General features: G+C 44.2%; 11 protein-coding genes. 6 read left to right on the top strand and 5 right to left on the bottom strand.

Going from position 1 to position 18,764, the window contains the following annotated elements:
* Positions 1–18: 18 nt before the first annotated feature.
* Positions 19–495, bottom strand: coding sequence for an arginine repressor (gene argR, locus ACYQ0C_RS02000; RefSeq protein WP_016275376.1), 477 nt, complete (start codon positions 493–495; stop codon positions 19–21).
* A gap of 434 nt (positions 496–929) precedes the next feature.
* Here argR and rhaB point away from each other — a divergent pair, with 434 nt between their 5' ends.
* The 4 genes from rhaB to rhaD all read left to right on the top strand — a co-directional run bounded on the left by rhaB (position 930) and on the right by rhaD (position 5,706).
* On the top strand, positions 930–2,408 hold the full coding sequence (gene rhaB, locus ACYQ0C_RS01995) for a rhamnulokinase (RefSeq protein ID WP_016275375.1): 1,479 nt from the start codon (positions 930–932) through the stop codon (positions 2,406–2,408).
* A 35-nt stretch (positions 2,409–2,443) separates the two neighbouring features.
* On the top strand, positions 2,444–3,700 hold the full coding sequence (locus ACYQ0C_RS01990; RefSeq protein ID WP_089503691.1) for an L-rhamnose isomerase: 1,257 nt from the start codon (positions 2,444–2,446) through the stop codon (positions 3,698–3,700).
* A gap of 92 nt (positions 3,701–3,792) precedes the next feature.
* The gene (gene rhaT, locus ACYQ0C_RS01985) at positions 3,793–4,812 is read left to right on the top strand and encodes an L-rhamnose/proton symporter RhaT (protein WP_016275373.1); all 1,020 of its coding nucleotides are present in this window, start codon (positions 3,793–3,795) and stop codon (positions 4,810–4,812) included.
* An 84-nt stretch (positions 4,813–4,896) separates the two neighbouring features.
* Positions 4,897–5,706: a rhamnulose-1-phosphate aldolase gene (gene rhaD, locus ACYQ0C_RS01980; RefSeq protein ID WP_016275372.1), complete on the top strand. Its 810-nt coding sequence runs from the start codon at positions 4,897–4,899 to the stop codon at positions 5,704–5,706.
* A 206-nt stretch (positions 5,707–5,912) separates the two neighbouring features.
* Here the strand turns inward: rhaD and ACYQ0C_RS01975 are convergent, their stop codons facing one another.
* The 4 genes from ACYQ0C_RS01975 to ACYQ0C_RS01960 all read right to left on the bottom strand — a co-directional run bounded on the left by ACYQ0C_RS01975 (position 5,913) and on the right by ACYQ0C_RS01960 (position 16,601).
* On the bottom strand, positions 5,913–7,427 hold the full coding sequence (locus ACYQ0C_RS01975) for a right-handed parallel beta-helix repeat-containing protein (protein ID WP_016275371.1): 1,515 nt from the start codon (positions 7,425–7,427) through the stop codon (positions 5,913–5,915).
* A gap of 169 nt (positions 7,428–7,596) precedes the next feature.
* A complete protein-coding gene (locus ACYQ0C_RS01970; RefSeq protein WP_016275370.1) occupies positions 7,597–9,216 on the bottom strand; it encodes a RagB/SusD family nutrient uptake outer membrane protein in 1,620 nt (539 codons plus the stop codon).
* Positions 9,217–9,227: 11 nt separating this feature from the next.
* The gene (locus ACYQ0C_RS01965; protein WP_016275369.1) at positions 9,228–12,299 is read right to left on the bottom strand and encodes a SusC/RagA family TonB-linked outer membrane protein; all 3,072 of its coding nucleotides are present in this window, start codon (positions 12,297–12,299) and stop codon (positions 9,228–9,230) included.
* 141 nt (positions 12,300–12,440) lie between these two features.
* Positions 12,441–16,601, bottom strand: a complete 4,161-nt coding sequence (locus tag ACYQ0C_RS01960; protein WP_025077050.1) for a two-component regulator propeller domain-containing protein — start codon at positions 16,599–16,601, stop codon at positions 12,441–12,443.
* A 148-nt stretch (positions 16,602–16,749) separates the two neighbouring features.
* Between ACYQ0C_RS01960 and ACYQ0C_RS01955 the strand changes: the two genes are divergently transcribed.
* Both ACYQ0C_RS01955 and ACYQ0C_RS01950 read left to right on the top strand, forming a co-directional pair.
* Positions 16,750–17,670, top strand: a complete 921-nt coding sequence (locus ACYQ0C_RS01955; RefSeq protein ID WP_016275367.1) for an AraC family transcriptional regulator — start codon at positions 16,750–16,752, stop codon at positions 17,668–17,670.
* A gap of 7 nt (positions 17,671–17,677) precedes the next feature.
* Positions 17,678–18,676, top strand: a complete 999-nt coding sequence (locus ACYQ0C_RS01950) for a lytic transglycosylase domain-containing protein (protein WP_016275366.1) — start codon at positions 17,678–17,680, stop codon at positions 18,674–18,676.
* Positions 18,677–18,764 lie beyond the last annotated feature (88 nt).

Here is an 18,764-nt window from a genome sequence, read left to right as displayed (position 1 = left end):
TCTTTAATCTATATTATTTTACTGTATATTCGGTATAATCAACGCAAGTGCATTTTTCACCCCTGCTCTTGTGCAGCCTTCACGAACCACAAGCATGATGGTGTCATCTCCGGCGATAGTTCCCAATATTTCGTCAAAGTTCCGGCTGTCAATATCGTATGCCAGGCTGCTCGCATATCCGGGACGAGTCTTGATGACTGCCAGATTAGCCGAGAATTCAATGGAAATAAATCCATTATGCATCAACATCTCACCGGCCGAATGTTGCTCGGTCATGCGTTTGTACATGGTATTATTGGGTAATACATATACATAATTCCCGTTCATACTGGCTGCCTTCGCCACTTTCAACTGTTTCAAATCACGTGACAAAGTAGCTTGTGTCAATTGGAATCCTTCTTTCGACAATTCCTGCAACAACTCTTCCTGACTACCTATTTCTTTGCTCGAAATAATAATCTTAATGGCATCAAGTCTGCTATTCTTGCTCTTCATACTGCATAATTATTCTGATTCGGAGGCAAAATTACGGAATATTTGGGAATATAGATACAAAAAGAGGAATATTTTTACGCTTTTATGCAAGTTTTTAGCAAAAATCCGGTCTATAAGGGTCAGCAAAAGTCACGAATGACATATCTTCTCTTGCAGCCCAAGCACTGACGCTTACAGCCACAACCAGCCAACAAAAAAACAACATGCTGTGTAATTTTCCCCATAATTACTCCTAACCTTATCCCGCTATATATGGCGAAGGCCTTGATATTCCGTCATTTCGCCAAGAACCTTCCTAAAAAAGTGACAATATTATGTTTTACGACAGGTACAACCAAATCCAACAGTTATAATATCAAAAAAACAAGGGCGACTTTCGGGAGAATAATCTATTTTTGTAGCACTATTAATTCCTTAAAATCAAAATTAAAGGCATGGAACACACTTATTTCTTTGCGGTAGATCTGGGAGCCACCAGCGGACGTACCATCTTAGGTTGTCTGGGAGAAGGCAAAATGGAGTTGAAAGAACTGACTCGTTTCCCCAACCATATTATAGAAACCGGAGGACATTGTTATTGGGATATTTACGCCCTATACAATGAAATCATCAGAGGGCTGAAAGTCGTAGCAAAAGACAATTTACCTATCCGGTCCATCGGTATCGATACTTGGGGAGTGGATTTTGTATTAGTGGGCAAAGACGGAGAATTGCTTCGCAATCCTTACTGCTATCGTGACCCACACACTGTAGGCGCGCCCGAAGAATATTTCACCCATATTTCCCGTGAACGGGTATATGACATTACCGGAATTCAGATTATGAATTTCAATTCTCTGTTCCAACTGTCAACTCTTCACCGCAATCATTGCTCGGCCTTGGAAGCGGCAGATAAAATACTGTTCATGCCGGATGCTTTAAGCTATATGCTTACAGGCAAGATGGTAACAGAATATACCATCGCTTCCACCTCTCAAATGTTGAATCCGCGTACCAAACGCTTTGAAAAGGAACTGCTGGATATAGCAGGGATCAAGGAAGAGCAATTCGGCCGTTTCGTTTTCCCGGGAGAACCTATCGGAGTGCTGACAGAAGAAGTGCAAAAGATCACAGGTCTGGGGGCTATTCCAGTCATTGCCGTTGCCGGTCATGACACAGGATCAGCCGTAGCAGCCGTACCAGCGCAAGATGAAAGATTCGCTTATCTGAGCTCAGGCACGTGGAGTCTGATGGGAATTGAAGTGAAAGATGCCATTATAAACAAGGAAAGTTTCGAACAGAACTTCACAAACGAGGGAGGAGTGGAAGGAACGACCCGGTTCCTGAAAAACATCTGCGGCATGTGGCTGTTGGAACGCTGCCGCAAGGAATGGGAGGCAACCAACAACTATTCTTATACAGAACTGATAGATGCCGCTCTGGCAGTTCCCGCTTTCCGCAGTGTGATCAATCCCGACGCTCCCTGTTTCGCCAATCCGACATCCATGATTCAAGCCATCGGGCATTATTGTAAGGAAACCAACCAACCTGTGCCACAGAGTTACGGCGAAATCACCCGTTGCATTTTCGACAGCCTTGCCCTGCGCTACAAACAAATATTCGGCTATTTGCAGCAAATGGCCCCGTTCCCCATCGAAAAGCTGCACATTATCGGTGGCGGCTCACGAAACAATCTGTTGAACCAGTTCACTTGTAATGCAGTAGGCGTACCTGTTGTAGCAGGTCCCAGTGAAGGAACAGCCATCGGAAACATTATGTTGCAGGCAAAAGCCAACGGACTGGTCAGCGACATTGCGGCCATGCGCCAACTGATCAGCACTTCCATAGAAACCGTTTCCTTCGAACCCCAGCAAGCCGAAGAATGGGAAGAAGCATATAAAACGTATTTAGCTCATTATAGAGAAGACATTTAATATTCACCTTGAAATTTATTCATTAAACAAATAATATCATGAAAGAAGAATTGATTAATAAAGCGTATGAGATTGCAAAAGAGCGTTATGCCGCTGTAGGTGTCGACACAGAAAAAGTGATGGAAACCATGCAGAACTTCCACCTGTCACTGCATTGCTGGCAAGCAGACGATGTTACCGGTTTTGAAGTTCAGGCTGGTTCATTGACCGGTGGTATCCAGGCTACAGGCAACTATCCCGGCAAAGCCCGCAACATCGACGAACTGCGTGCAGACATTCTGAAAGCCGCTTCATACATACCGGGTACCCACCGTTTGAATCTGCACGAAATCTATGGCGATTTTCAAGGGAAAGTAGTAGATCGTGACGAAGTAGAACCCGAACATTTCAAGAGCTGGATTGAATGGGGTAAGGAAAACAACATGAAACTGGATTTCAACTCTACTTCATTCTCACATCCCAAAAGTGGTGACCTGTCTTTGGCAAATCCTGATGAAGGTATCCGCAATTTCTGGATTGAACATACCAAACGTTGCCGTGCCGTAGCCGAAGAAATGGGTAAAGCCCAAGGCGATCCTTGTATCATGAACCTGTGGGTACACGATGGCAGCAAAGACATCACCGTAAACCGCATGAAATACCGTGCTTTGTTGAAAGACTCTCTGGATCAGATTTTCGCAACAGAGTATAAGAATATGAAAGACTGTATCGAATCAAAAGTATTCGGTATCGGACTGGAAAGCTATACAGTAGGTTCCAATGACTTCTATATCGGCTATGGCGCCAAGAACAACAAGATGATCACCTTGGATACCGGTCATTTCCACCCGACAGAAAGTGTTGCTGACAAAGTTTCTTCTTTGTTGCTGTATGTTCCCGAATTGATGCTGCACGTAAGCCGCCCCGTACGTTGGGATTCAGACCACGTAACTATCATGGACGACCCCACAATGGAATTGTTCAGCGAAATCGTTCGTTGCAACGCTTTGGACCGTGTACACTACGGGCTTGACTATTTCGATGCTTCCATCAACCGTATCGGTGCATACGTCATCGGCAGCCGTGCGGCTCAGAAATGTATGGTACGTGCTTTGTTGGAACCGATTGCCAAACTGCGCGAATACGAAGCAAACGGACAAGGTTTCCAACGTCTGGCTCTGCTCGAAGAAGAAAAAGCTTTGCCTTGGAATGCAGTATGGGATATGTTCTGCTTGAAGAACAATGTACCCGTAGGCGAAGAATTCATTGCAGAAGTAGAGAAATACGAAGCAGAAGTTACTTCTAAACGCTAATCAACCCCCAACCGCAAAATCGTCCTCTGTAGGAGCAGCTCCAAAAGCCTGCCCCACAGAGAACGTATTTGTGGTTTTAAAGAGTATAAACAATGGAAATCATTATCGGATTAATCATTATCGCCATAGGAAGTTTCTGCCAATCCAGTTCATACGTACCTATTAAAAAGGTAAAAGAATGGAGTTGGGAAAGTTTCTGGCTGATACAAGGTGTATTCGCCTGGCTAGTGTTCCCACTATCAGGTGCGTTGCTAGGTATCCCCCAAGGAGGCAGTCTGTTTGACCTTTGGGGAGCGGGAGGTGCTCTGATGAGCATCTTTTATGGTATATTATGGGGAGTGGGCGGCCTCACCTTCGGCCTTTCCATGCGCTATCTGGGAGTAGCCTTAGGGCAAAGTATCGCACTGGGTACTTGTGCCGGATTCGGAACGCTCTTCCCCGCCATCTTTGCCGGAACAAACCTGTTCGAAGGGAACGGACTTATTCTTTTACTGGGAGTATGTATCACCTTGTCGGGCATTGCTATTATCGGATATGCCGGCAGTCTTCGCGCCAAGAACATGAGCGAGGAAGAAAAACGTGCGGCAGTGAAAGACTTCGCTCTGACCAAAGGACTGTTGGTAGCCTTGCTGGCAGGTGTGATGAGCGCCTGTTTCGCTTTGGGACTCGATGCCGGAACGCCCATCAAGGAAGCTGCGCTGGCAGGAGGCGTAGAAGGTCTTTATGCAGGACTTCCTGTCATCTTCCTGGTAACATTGGGAGGCTTTTTGACCAATGCCGTTTACTGTCTGCAACAAAATGTAGCCAACAAGACCCTGAGCGATTATGCCAAAGGCAATGTATGGGGAAATAACCTGATATTCTGCGCCTTGGCAGGAGTACTATGGTATATGCAATTCTTCGGGCTGGAAATGGGTAAAAGTTTCCTGACCGGAAGCCCCGTGCTGCTAGCCTTCTCATGGTGTATATTGATGGCTTTGAATGTTACTTTCAGTAACGTATGGGGAATCTTGTTAAAAGAATGGAAAGGCGTATCCACTCAGACTATCACAGTTTTGGTAACCGGACTGGTCGTTCTTATCTTTTCTCTTGTATTCCCTAATTTATTCTAAAAGAATTACTATATTTGTAGCATGCTGTCATTCAGTGTAAAAAATGAATAGCAGGACTCTATGAACAATCAAATAAAAAAAGATATGAAATCAATCTTAGACAACCGCCCCGAATTGGCCAAAGAGGTGAATAAAGTAGCCGAAGTAGCCGGATATCTGTGGCAAAAAGGATGGGCAGAACGCAACGGAGGTAATATCACCGTCAATATCACCGAATATGTAGACGATGAAATCCGCCGGATGCCCGCTATCAGCGAAGTAAAACAAATCGGTGTAACACTGCCCCACTTGAAAGGCTGTTATTTTTATTGCAAAGGAACCAATATGCGTATGCGTGATCTGGCACGCTGGCCTATGGACAACGGCTCCGTCATCCGTATTCTGGACGACTGCGCAAGTTATGTCATCATTGCCGACAAACCGGTTCAACCTACTTCGGAAGTACCTTCCCACCTGAGTGTACACAATTACCTGATCAGTACAGGCTCTCCTTATAAAGCATCCGTACATACACATCCCATTGAACTGATCGCTTTGTCTCACAACAAGAAGTTCATGGAAAAAGATGTGGCAACTAATCTGTTATGGAGCATGATTCCCGAAACAAAGGCATTCTGCCCACGTGGTCTGGGTATGATCCCTTACCAATTGCCTAGCTCTGTAGAACTAGCTGATGCAACCATCAAGGAATTGGCTGACTATGATGTAGTAATGTGGGAAAAACACGGAATCTTCGCTGTAGACCGTGACGTAATGGCCGCATTCGACCAAATTGATGTCTTAAACAAATCCGCATTGATTTACATTGCCGCCAAGAATATGGGATTTGAGCCTGACGGCATGAGCCAGGAACAGATGAAAGAAATGAGTGTAGCTTTTAATCTACCCAAATAATATTTTTATAGTCTTCCCCCGACGGGGAGATTTAAAAGATGATTTGAACCAGGATGGGGCAAATCATCTTTTTTACTATCAGGATATCAGGAAGCAAATAACAAATGACAAGGGAATAAGACAAACGATCTATGTAAAATAAAGAAAGTTCAAAGACCCTTGCAACACGGTCTTTGAACTTTCATAAAATCACAGCTATTATTTGCCTATTTCTCTAACCGGCTAAAGAAATTCTCAATAGCCTCCTTATTGACAAAAATTCCTTTTGCTCCAGCCACTTCCACCGTATCCATCAACAAAGCCAATCCCTGATAACCGTTCTCGTCCTTCGCCAGCACTTCCTGCTGATAAATATCAGTCAGTTGGCAGGCTTTACCATCTTCAGGCAACTTCTCGAACCGGCCAAGGAAATAATTGCCTTCAAAGAAATTATGAGTGGACTCCGTCAGTTGGAATCTGCTGGATTCAGAAGTATAAAAAATATTCCCGCCAATAAATGTACTGTCCGGATATCCGCCCCATGAATCCAAAGTAATCATCGTACGGTCAATATCAGCCGCCGGTTTACGATTCGCATGAATAATGTTACGGGTGATGTGACTGTCCTTTACAGGACCTGCCAGATGAACAGCCGGTGAAAACATACCCGCACGGGTAGGTTTGGGACGTACTCCATCGCCTATGCTCACATTGTAACGGACAATAGTACCCAAGTTACCCACATTAAAAGATGCGTCGGCCGTACCGTCATTGCAAACCAGTACCAAGCCACCATAGTTATCATGACTATAATTATATTGGATAACAGTTCCCGTACAATTCCAGTCCGAGTCAAATCCCTGTGCATCCCACGGAGCCTTATGATCACTTACCTCATTGAACTGTACCAAAGTGTTGTCACAGCTCCAAGGCCAAATACCTGCCGCCGCCTCTGTCTCAGGAAGTACATCGGGACAATCACGCATTACATTGTATTCTATCAAAGTACTGTCACAACCGATAGGTACAATACCATCACCTGGCACTTTCTCGATCAGATTTCCCCGTATCACGGTATGCTTGTTGGGATGCCAGTTCTGCCGGTCGCTATAAGCGGCCCAAATCATGGCGTTACGGGCACATCTCAAAATATGGCAGTTCTCTATGGTTAACCTATTGAATGTTGAAATTTTCTCTTTACCGCCATTTACTATATAAATGCCGCATCCTCCGCCTTTTTCCTTTACCAACGAACCATTGACATCCCGCACAGTCACATTCTTGACAACAATGTTCTGTGATACGCCATAGTCCATACACTCTATCTTCAAGCCCGAACGATAAGGTAGAGGCTGTCTGCCTGTATTCACGATTTCCAAATTCTGCATCGTTATATAGTCCGAATTACAGATACGGGCTGCATACAAGGAGGTATCATATCCCACAATGCAAGGTTTCCGTTCATCATCACCATAGGCATCTATATAAATACGGTCTTCGGGTACACCCTGCCCGGTGATTTCAAGTTCGCCATTAAAAACCTCACCACGCTTCAACAAAACTTTATTGCCCGGCAGCAATTTCACTCCATGTAGTTTTTCCAGACTTTTCCATGCTTCATCGGGTGCCAGCCCGCTATTATTATCATCGCCGCCGGCAGCATCCAGATAATAGCACACAGGGCTATCGGAACATGCTGCCAACAGGAAGGAAAATAAAAGAAGGATCATTGTTTTTCTCATTTCTCTTCCGTTTTTAAAAGGTTATCAATTTATTTCAGAAGTTGTCAGGACTATCAGGATTCAGCACAGTTTACACAGATCTACACCGTTTTTTTTGATTTAAAACTTATCTAATTCATACTCCTTTGTAACAATCCGTGTAACCTGTGATGAAAACCCGCACCCTACATTACTTCCACAAGTTGTGCTGAACCAGTTTCTTGTTAGTATCCAGTTCGGCAGTCGGCAAAGGCCATACATAATCTCTTTCACCGTTGAACTTGCGCGCCTCATACGCCAGACTGTATGTAGTACGTTCATTCTCAATATTAGCAACCGCCTTATCCAGTTCTTTCCAACGATAAAGGTCGAACAAGCGCAAACCTTCAAAAGCCAATTCCACACGACGTTCATGCTTGATGACCCCCAGCAACTCGTCTTTAGAAAGCACAGTACCTTCTACCTCCTCTACAGTAGGCATATTCACATCCGCACGTTGTCGCACTTCATTAACTAAAGCAGTAACATCACTATAAACATAGCCGCCTTTCTGTACCATCGCTTCAGCCAAAGATAACAAAACTTCGGCATAACGCACCACATAAAAGTCTTGTCCGTTATCCCAAGAGTTAGAAGTATCCGTAGAATCGAAATATTTATAAACATATACGGTAGAGAGAGCAGCAGCAGCTCCACCATATATATTAGCATACGGATTGGAAGCCGAACTATCTATCCCCCCTTTACCGTTCCAAAGCATACCGGGAACAAACAAAGTACTATACAAACGCGGATCACGATTTTCAAAATGAGCCGGATTAGGCTTGCTGACATCCAAGCCACCCTCACCGTTTAATTCGGCAATCTTGGTATCAGCAGTCGGTTTACCGTCTTTACAATAATAAGCATCCGCCAAATCAATCGTACCGTTCATCGCTTCCAGCGGAGTATTCCAATGCGCATTAAAAGCAGCGCCTTCACTCATACCCGGCCCTTCATAACGGACCGCAAAAATGATTTCAGGAGAAGTCTCTCCACTTTGAGTAAACAGTTTGGCATAACTCGGATCAAGTGAATATCCCAAGCCCTGTACCTGCTTATAGGCAGTAATCGCCTCATCCCATTTCTCATTATACAAAGCCACACGCCCCAGTAAGGAAAGAGCTGCTCCTTTGGTGATATGTCCCCGTGAAGAAGCTTTGACAGGAAGTACTTCAGCCGCATCTTGCAAATCAGTCATAATATGAGCCACAATAGTAGCACGGTCTGTCTTCTCACATTCAGCCTCGTCAATGGTCAGAGGGGCGGTCAGGAAAGGAACATCTTGATACGTCATGGTTAGGTTTATATACATCAATGCACGTAGAGTCTTTGCCTCAGCCAGATAAACAGCTTTTTGCGAGACATCCATATCCACTCTGTCAATATTGGCTATCAACACATTGCAACGACTGATCACCTCATAGCAATCTTTCCAGTAACTACCAATAATAGAAGAGCTGGGAGTATGAATCCCCATAGCCATGTCATAACCTTCCATCCAGCCGCTCCAGTTGAAATGACCGCCATTATCCGATATACAATCCATGTACAACGGGCCCAGTGAATATTGGTCGGAATTATAAAGTTGATTGCTCTGCAAAGCGTCATAACAAGACGCCAGCGCCATCAGTGCATCCTCCGGCGTCTGCCAGAATGTATTGGACGAAGATTCTGTCAATGAGTTCCTCTGCAAAAAACTGTCAGAGCAAGAAGTCAGCAAAGCCCCTGACAATAGAGCCAGCCCTATAAATTTATTAATTGATTTCATAGTTGTTGCTTTTAAAATTTAACGTTAACACCAAATGAATAAGTTCTTGTATTGGGATGCACATCATTACGGGAATCTGTGCTCAACTTTTCTGGATCATAATCATCCAAGGGAGTGAAAGTTAGCAAATTAGTTCCTGCCAAATAAAGTCTGACACTCTGAACACCCAGCTTGGTCAAAAACTCTCTTTGTCTGAAAGTATATCCGATTTCCAAATTCTTCAGACGCAAATAATCGCCTTTTGTCAACCAAAATGAAGAATAGTTATTATTAATGGTACCTCCCAAACGAGGCATACTTCCATTCGGGTTACTTTCAGACCATCTGTCCAGCCAGCGGCTAGTCTTGTTTCCACCATTGGAAATAGTGGTCTCATCCCAATTATAACGATAGACCCCTGCAATACCCTGCCAGAATGTATTAACATCAAAATCTTTATAAGAGAATCCCAAGTTAAAAGAATACTGCAATTTAGGGAACGGATTTCCGATAATAGTACGGTCGGCATCATTGATGTTGCCATTATTATCTATATCCTCATACATGATATCACCCAATTGCGGCTCCTGATTATTTTGCAGGATCTTCTGTCCGTTCACATTCACACGATCCAGATCCGCCTGAGTACGATAGATACCGACAGCTTTCAATCCATAATAAGAACCGATAGCTTCGCCTTCACGATTAATCGTATTATTACCGATATCTTCCACCCCTTTCATATCGGTAATCTCATTCTTCACACCTGAAAGTGAGAAGCCTGCCTGCCATGCCCAGTCACCTTTCTGATCGAAATAGTTAGCCGCCAATTCCCAACCACGGTTACGGACTTTTCCCGCATTCTGATAAGGAGCGCTCAATGAACCCAGGAAGATACCCGGCATAGCCAGTTTCATCAAGATATCCGAGGTGTTTTTCTCATACCAGTCGAAAGTAACATTAATCTTTCCACCCCAGAACGCAGCATCAAAACCAAAGTCCGTAATTGTGGTGGTTTCCCATTTAATGTTTTCATTAGGAATCTTGGTGGTCTTCATACCAATCTGCTTGTTATCGCCGAAATAGTAACTGCCACTAGCCGCCAATGTAGCAGCATAAGCATAATTACCTATTTCCTGGTTTCCCAATTTACCCCAGCTGCCACGCAATTTCAACGAGTGGAGGAACTTCACATTTTCCATAAATTTTTCATTCGTCATGATCCATGCACCCGAGAATGACGGGAAAGTGGCATAACGATGTGCTTTGGGCATACGTGACGAACCATCATGACGGACATTCATTTCCAGCAGATAACGACCTCCGTAATTATAATTCAGACGTCCGAAGAATGACTGCAAGGAACTTTCCTCCGCTGATCCGGATACATGGTCATTCATCGTGCCTCCATCCATCTCATAAATATTATCGGTAGCAAATCCTTGCTTGGACGCCTCATTCTTGTCCCAACGGGTAGCCTGGATAGAATGACCAGCCAGCAGATTGAACGAATGGTTTCCTACAGAGAAGTCATAGGTCAGGATATTCTCATTGATATAAGTTGTTTCCAGATAATGATAGTCTGTCAGTTTATTGGTGCCGACTGTGGTCAGCGCATTTCCTTCCGCATCATATCTTATGTTATTCTTCGGATTGAAAGTAGTCACATCATTCATATAGTATTTATAAGCCAGGCTTGAACGGAATTTCAATCCTTTCATAAGATCAATCTCACCAAAGAACTTACCATCAAAACGATAATGCTTGTTATCCTTGTATCCCATATTCAAAGCTTCAATCGGGTTTTTGAACACGGATTGGGAAATGTTGGGATTTCCATCCAGGAATCCGTAATGTCCATTGGAGTAATGCACCGGAACAGTAGGACGGGTAAACCAAGTGAGGTAACGCATCAAACCTTCACCGGTAACGCTGGTGGTAGGCTCATCAATATTCTGACGGCTTCCCGAAAGATTCAAGCCCAATTTTACAATACCCAGTTGTGCATCCAGATTGGAACGGAAATTGAAACGTTGATTGGCTGTTTCGCGCAAGATACCATCCTGCCGGAAATATTGAGTGGAAATCATGTAATGTACCGCTTTACTACCACCGTTCACAGACAAATGGTGTTGGTGCATGGCTGCCGTACGAAACATTTCCTTCGCCCAGTTGGTATTAGCGAAGTGATCAGGATCTGATCCGTTCTGTAATTTTTGCAACATATCATCCGTATATGCCTTGGAAGGCCAGCATTCATTATACATCTTCGCCCATTCATAAGAGTTCACATAATCGGGCAACACGGTAGCTTCCTGCAAAGCGATACTACCGGAATACGTAATAGCAGGTTTCTGCTCACCACCCCGCTTGGTAGTCACCAGAATAACACCGTTAGCGGCACGTACACCATAGATAGAAGCCGAAGCCGCATCCTTCAATACAGAAACACTTTCAATATCGTCAGCAGGGATCTCCGCGATCTGGCTCACCGAGCTTTCCACTCCATCTATCAGAACCATCGGATCATTGTGTTCAAAAGTTCCCACACCACGGATGCGGATTTCAGGACTGTCATGCCCCGCCTGGGCACCATTGTTAGTCAACATCACACCCGGCAAACGTCCCTGAAGCATATTGGCAGTATTCGCTACCGGCATAGAAGCCACATCCTTGAAATTTACAGCAGCTACAGAACCCGTCAGGTTTTCCTTCTTCTGTACGCCATAGCCGACCACTACCACTTCGTCAATCATTTCCGTATCTTCCTTCAGATTGACATTCAGTACCGTATTGTCTTTCGAAATACGAAATTCCTGATCGGAATACCCGATAAAAGAAATAACGATAGTAGAATTAGAAGTCACCAAGAGATTGAAATTTCCATCCAGATCAGTAACCGTTCCATTGGTGGTTCCTTTTTCGACCACACTGGCACCGATAACCGACTCGCCTGTGGCATCTTTTACAATACCGGAAACTTTAAACTTGTCTGCTTGCAGACTGGAAGCGCTCGCATTCATCGCAGGGATGAAGAAGCAGAAACACAGCAATAGGCTCAATACCCGGAATGCGCTGGTTCCTGTCAGAGTTTTCATGTTCATAATACTTTTCTTTAAAGGTCTAACAAATAAAGATAATTCGTTTTATTTGCCAGCAAAAGTAGGAGGAACAGAAAAGAAACAGGGAGAATTATTACCGAAAAAGGGGTGTTTATTCCCTATAGAGCCTATTTCCGGTAATAATCAGCCATCATACCTCATCATATACTCTGTAGGAGAAAGTCCGAACTTTTTCTTAAAACAGGAACTGAAATATTTAGGATCATTGAACCCTACGGCATACGCCAGATCGGCTATACGTATTTTCTTTTTCTCGTCTATCAACCGGCAAGCCGCCTGCAAACGGACATTACCGATAAATGCAGAAGGAGTAAGTCCGGTCAGCAGTTTCAGTTTATCCGCCAATGTGGTGCGCGCCATACCCATCTCCGTTATAAATTGTGCATGTTCAAAATCACAATCACCCAGATGGGCATTCACACAGTTCACCGCTTTCTGAATGAAAGCTTCGTCCATCGAGGTGTAGTTTAATTCTTTTGCCTCAAAGACCAACTGCTTGCGGAAATCCACTCCCATACGTTTACGCCGTTTCAACAAGTTGTCTATCTTGGCGAACAAGACAGAGAGGCGGAGCGGTTTGCAGATATAACCGTCGGCTCCCGACTCATATCCTTCCACGCGGTCTTCATCACTAGTCTTGGCAGTCAACAAAATCAATGGAATATGGCAGGTTTCAAATTGAGTCTTCACCTTGCGGCACAATTCCATGCCGTCCATTTCGGGCATCATGACATCGGAAACAATCAAGTCCACCTCCTCCTTTGCCAGGATATCCAAAGCCTCCATTCCATTAACAGCTTTCAGAATATGGTATTTGCCATGCAACAGCCGAACCATTAAAGCCAACAGTTCCTCGTTGTCCTCCACCAGCAGAATAGTCGATGCAGCCGGTTCCTCTTCCGGAACATCGGCCTCCGATGTATACTCCATTTCATCTGCCGACAGAATAGCATAAGCCACATTCTCGGTATTCTCATCTATCTCGTTCTCGTCAAAAGCCTCACGTCCTATAGGAATTTCAACGACAAAAGTATTTCCCTCTTCCTTGTCACTAAACACTTGTATCGTTCCGTGATGCAATAATACCAAGTCTTTAGTCAGCGACAAACCGATGCCTGTTCCTATGGTATGGAATTTACGATACTCCCCTTCATAGAACCGCTCGAACATGTGATCCAACTTCTCTTTTGAAATCAACTCGCCGGGATTATTCACACTCAATTTAAAACGTTCCCTCTCCGCATCATAAGTCTGTGACACTACAATGGTTCCTCCTTCGGGAGTGTATTTAGCGGCATTGGAAAGCAGATTGTACAACACTTTATCCAGTTTGTCCACATCAAAATATCCCGAATATTCCTCAAACAGATCAAACTGTATGGACAGCTTCTGCTTCTTGACCAGAGGAGCGAATGCCGATACCGATTTCTTTAAAAACAGACTGACATTTCCATGCGAAACTTTCAGCCGCAATTTGCCGTTCTCCACTTTTCTAAACTCCAGTATTTGCTGAATCAGCCGAATTAGCCGCACTGTGTTATCGGCAATCACAGAGCAAACCTGCGAACCGGCAGGTATTTCTTGCTTCAGTTCGTCCACCGAAGCCGAGATAATAGAAAGCGGAGTCAGCAACTCATGAGTGATATTGGTAAAGAACTGTAATTTGGCATGATTGATCTCCTCCATTTTCTGCCGTTCTATCTTACCCATCTCTATGGCTTGCCTCATCCGAATACGGTTTCTAACAATCCGATAAGTATACCATACCAGTGAAATGACCAATAAACCATACAAACAGTAGGCCCACCACGACAACCAAGGCGGTGGAAGAATAGTTATACGCAGGCATTTCATATCCGGAGACCAAATTCCGTTCTGGTTGGCTCCCTTTACACAAAAGGTATAAGTACCTGCCGGAAGATTGTTATAATAAGCAAACCTACGTCCCGCCTCAACGGACAACCATTCCTTATCATATCCTTTCAACCGATACAAGTAGCGGTTCAACTTGGGATTGATATAGTTTAAAATCGAAAAATCAAGGCTGAAATTATTCTCTTGATATCCTAATACAATTTCATCAATAAAATCAATGGCCTTGTTTGCGGTAATACCCTCTTTGGCAGGAAGAGGCAACATGCGCACCGAAACATTATGTATCTTTATATCTGTAATCACTACCGGAGAATAAGCAGTGTCCTGGACAATCTTATCGGGATAGAAACTGTTCAGTCCACGGAATCCCCCGAAAAAAAGTTTGCCACCCGCCCCTTTGAAACAAGAATTCCGATTAAATATATGGTCTTGCAAACCATCATCTACTGTATAGGTATGTATTTTCGGTGCAGAACCGTCCAAAGGTATATCAATGTGATACATTTCCGCATTGGTAGTAAGCCACAACGTATGCTCATCATCCTCCAGCATACTGAGAACAACATCTCCATTCCGGAAATAATCATTCAAGATCGAGACAAAACGGTCATTCTTCCGGTCATACAAATCGAGTCCGTTGCCATTCGAACCCACCCATACCCTGTTGTACCCATCCACACAAACACTCATGGCCCCGATAGTAGACAACGCACCGTCCGAAGGCGTATAAAACTTGACTTTATATATTTCTCCGGATGTATCCACCCGCCATACCCCCTCATTGCTAGTCGCTATCCAGATAAAGCCATCCCGGTCCTCCGCCATTTTAAAAATTGAGATCTGGGGCAGCGCCTGATTTGTCAAAGTCACCAGTTCATTTAAAGAATGGAGTTTATGTTCCGTATCCAACATGAACACTCCCGAACGAGTACCCAACCAGAGATTCCCTTTCGAATCCTCCAATAAAGAATAAATGCAGATATCACTCAGTTCCGGATTGGTATCCGTATTCAACACGTGCACTTTTCCGGCTTTGACATCATAGAACCACACACCGTCATCCCAAGTGGCAAAGCACAATTCATCCGTCCTCTTACGATAAATAATATCATTCACTGTCGATGTATATCCCATATTCTTCAATACAGGATGAGAGCGATAAGGGACAATGGTTTGTTGTTCCATATCATAAAAGACCAAGCCGAATCCCATGATTCCCATCCACAGATTTCCATTCTCCTCCTGATACACACTACGGACCGAACTGGTGGGGCAATGTTCGCGCAATGCCTCCAAAGGATCATAATTAAACCGGAACTTATTTGTATTTACAGTACAAACACCTCCCCCCAGCATTCCCAGCCACATCAGCCCGTCTTTACCGCACAGCAGAGAGTTCACCTCATTAAAAGGTAAATCCCCCTGAAGGTTGCCCGGAATAATATTGGTAAAAGTCCCGTCTCCCGATTCATCTTCCAAGATACTGACCCCACTGCGCGAACCAATCCAGAGTTTTCCGGAATTCCTGTCCTGAGCGATGGTATAGATGATATTATCCAGCAAAGAGCGGGGATTCCCTTTGATGTTCTGGAATGTTTTAAACGAAAAATGTTCCGGATCGTATGGATTAATAAGTTTCACCAGTCCATACCGCCAGGTACCGATCCAAATATTCCCGGTTTCATCTTGAAATATGACATGTGCCGAATTACCAGGGTTAATCCCGTCATAAGTATAATACGACTCCTCCTGAGGATTATAGCGCAGCAACCCCTGATCCCAAGCGCCAATCCATATTTGTCCTTTCCGATCTTCGACAATAGACTTTATATCCATATTTTTTTCACAATCAAAAGTACGGCTGCCGGCTTTCCTACGAAACAAGCCTTTGTTGCTTCCCACCCATAAGTCCCCGTTACTTGCATAAAGAAGACTTTCCACATTGCTTACCTGTAACAAAGGGCTGATTATTTTCTCTATCTTATCCGTTTCTTTATGCAACACGTACAATCCATTGTGCGTACCTATCCACAAATTATTATCCTTGTCTTCGGTCACCATATTCACAAAACTGTCAATGGAACGCCCATGATTCACTCCATCGGGTTTATATACAACGATAGAATAACCATCATAGCGCAAAAGACCATTGTAAGTCGAGATCCATATATACCCTTGGCTATCCTGAAATAATTTCCTGACCTCATTGGTAGGAAAGTTCACCGAAGTGGAAATAGATTTAAAATGATAAGTATCAACCTTATTATCAGCCAAAAGCAAAACAGGAAAACAAAAAAGATATATTACTCCAAGAATATATTCACAGTAACGGTGTGCAAAATGCATAGATTCAACTTTAAGATTTGATGCAATATTCGCAAAAAAAAGCATTTTACGCAAATATTCCATAAGATTTGTTCCAAATTTCCCTCGTATGCATACATAGACAGCAAAATTATGCTTCCGGAAACACTTAGCATAAGAAGGTTAGAGGCAGTTAAGATAAAAAATTGTATATTTGCCGATAAGTGTGACCTAATTTTAAAAACAGAGAAACATGCATTACAACGACCAAGGCGCTGATTTTAAATATCTAATTGTCAATGAACGCGACAAGCGTTTCGGCTTGTCGGTGACCACCGTCGGATTCCAGGCCATCAAGGCCGGAAGCGTTTATCCGCCACGCAACCATCCGGAAGCCTATTATTTCACGGCCCAGAAAGGACGTGTGCTGCATGAATATCAGCTGGTATATATCACTAAAGGACGAGGAACTTTCGCCAGCGACACAACTCCGCCTACCGACATATCCAAAGGACAGATACTTTTCCTGTTTCCCGGACAATGGCATACCTACGCGCCGCTGCAAAAGACAGGATGGAACGAATATTACATCGGTTTCGAGGGACCGATCATAGACAATCTGGTAAAGAACAGCTTCATCTCAAAAGAAAGCCAGATTCTGGATATCGGCATCAATGAAGAACTGGCCAGTCTTTTCGCCCGCGCACTGGAAGTGGCGGAAGCCGACAAGACAGCGGCGCAACAATATTTGTCCGGCATTGTTTTACACATTATGGGAGCCGTACTCGCCATCTCACAGAACAAACGCTATGAAGTGGACAATGCGGCACAAAAAATAGAAAGTGCCAAAATTATCATGCACGAGAATGTGTACAAGGATATAGATCCGGAAGAACTGGCCATGAAACTGGGAATCAGTTATTCCTGGTTCCGCAAAGTGTTCAAGGAATACACAGGTTATGCGCCCGCCAAGTATTTCCAAGAGTTGAAACTACGTAAAGCGAAGCAACTGTTGATTGAAAGTTCCATGTCAGTGAAAGAGATCTGTTATGAATTGAATTATACCTCTACCGAACACTTTTTCTCGGTATTTAAAAAGCGCACCAATTTCACCCCTACCGAATATCGTAACTTCGGGCGGGGCGGAAAAGAAAAAGAAAATGAAAACGAATAAAGGAAAAATGAGAAAAATAACCATCAATCTGGCTGCCATGGCAGCCTTTTGCATTGTAGTCGCATCGCCCGCCTTAGTGAGCAACAGTTGCGCTACCCCCAAGACGGAACAGGAAGATACCACTATCATACGAGAAGATCCAGGTATTACGGCATTGAAATACAGCAGTCCCGAAGTTCCTGCCAGCATTGAGTTCTGTGGCAAAACTATTGACTTGAGCCGCTTTGACCGCCACGAACGTATGGATCGTGAACTGTTGGCATTCACCTATATGCACAGCACTTCCTTGCAAATGCTGAAAAAAGCCAACCGTTATTTCCCTATCGTAGAACCTATACTGAAAGAAAACGGAATCCCCGATGATTTCAAATACCTGATGGTAATAGAAAGCAATATGAATCCCACCGCACGCTCCTCTGCCGGAGCTGCCGGACTATGGCAATTCATGCAAGGCACGGGACGGGATTACGGGCTGGAAGTGAACAGTAATGTGGACGAGCGTTATCACATTGAAAAAGCGACCCGTGCCGCCTGCCGCTATCTGAAAGACGCGTATGCCAAATATAAGGATTGGGTGGCTGTAGCCGCCTCTTACAATGCCGGCCAGGCACGCATTGCCAGCCAGCTGGCCAAGCAGGATGTGGACGACTCATTGGATCTGCAACTGGTAGAAGAGACAGCCCGGTATGTATACCGTATTCTTGCCGCCAAACAGATGTTCAATGATCCCACCGCTTTCGGCTTCCGGCTTCGGGCATCAGATTTGTATCCTCCCATTCCCTACACCGAAATCACCGTGACGAAAGGGATCGCCGACCTGGCGCGCTTCGCACGCAGCAAAGGAATTACGTTGGCTCTATTAAAGAATATGAACCCTTGGTTGCGGGAAACATCCTTGTCCAATCATAGCGGAAGAACCTACGTACTGAAAATCCCGACTAAGGAAGGAATGACTTATGATCCGAAAAAAACGGTGCCGCATGACAGGAGATGGGTAGTGGAATAAAACTCAACTTTAGAGAGAATGAGCTTTTAATCTGAGACTTGACGTCTTTCCTCAGCCATAAAAAGAACCGTATCCACTCTACTTTTGA

The sequence above is a fragment of the Phocaeicola sartorii JCM 17136 = DSM 21941 genome (assembly GCF_054653615.1).
Note: the sequence above shows the minus strand (reverse complement) of the source record. Positions and strands in the feature narration are given on the sequence as shown.

Coding starts and splice junctions, on each gene's coding strand:
- argR (WP_016275376.1), bottom strand. CDS start 495: ATGAAGAGCAAGAATAGCAGACTTGATGCCATTAAGATTATTATTTCG.
- rhaT (WP_016275373.1), top strand. CDS start 3,793: ATGGAAATCATTATCGGATTAATCATTATCGCCATAGGAAGTTTCTGC.
- ACYQ0C_RS01975 (WP_016275371.1), bottom strand. CDS start 7,427: ATGAGAAAAACAATGATCCTTCTTTTATTTTCCTTCCTGTTGGCAGCA.
- ACYQ0C_RS01950 (WP_016275366.1), top strand. CDS start 17,678: ATGAGAAAAATAACCATCAATCTGGCTGCCATGGCAGCCTTTTGCATT.
- ACYQ0C_RS01955 (WP_016275367.1), top strand. CDS start 16,750: ATGCATTACAACGACCAAGGCGCTGATTTTAAATATCTAATTGTCAAT.
- ACYQ0C_RS01965 (WP_016275369.1), bottom strand. CDS start 12,299: ATGAACATGAAAACTCTGACAGGAACCAGCGCATTCCGGGTATTGAGC.
- ACYQ0C_RS01960 (WP_025077050.1), bottom strand. CDS start 16,601: ATGGAATATTTGCGTAAAATGCTTTTTTTTGCGAATATTGCATCAAAT.
- ACYQ0C_RS01970 (WP_016275370.1), bottom strand. CDS start 9,216: ATGAAATCAATTAATAAATTTATAGGGCTGGCTCTATTGTCAGGGGCT.
- rhaB (WP_016275375.1), top strand. CDS start 930: ATGGAACACACTTATTTCTTTGCGGTAGATCTGGGAGCCACCAGCGGA.
- rhaD (WP_016275372.1), top strand. CDS start 4,897: ATGAAATCAATCTTAGACAACCGCCCCGAATTGGCCAAAGAGGTGAAT.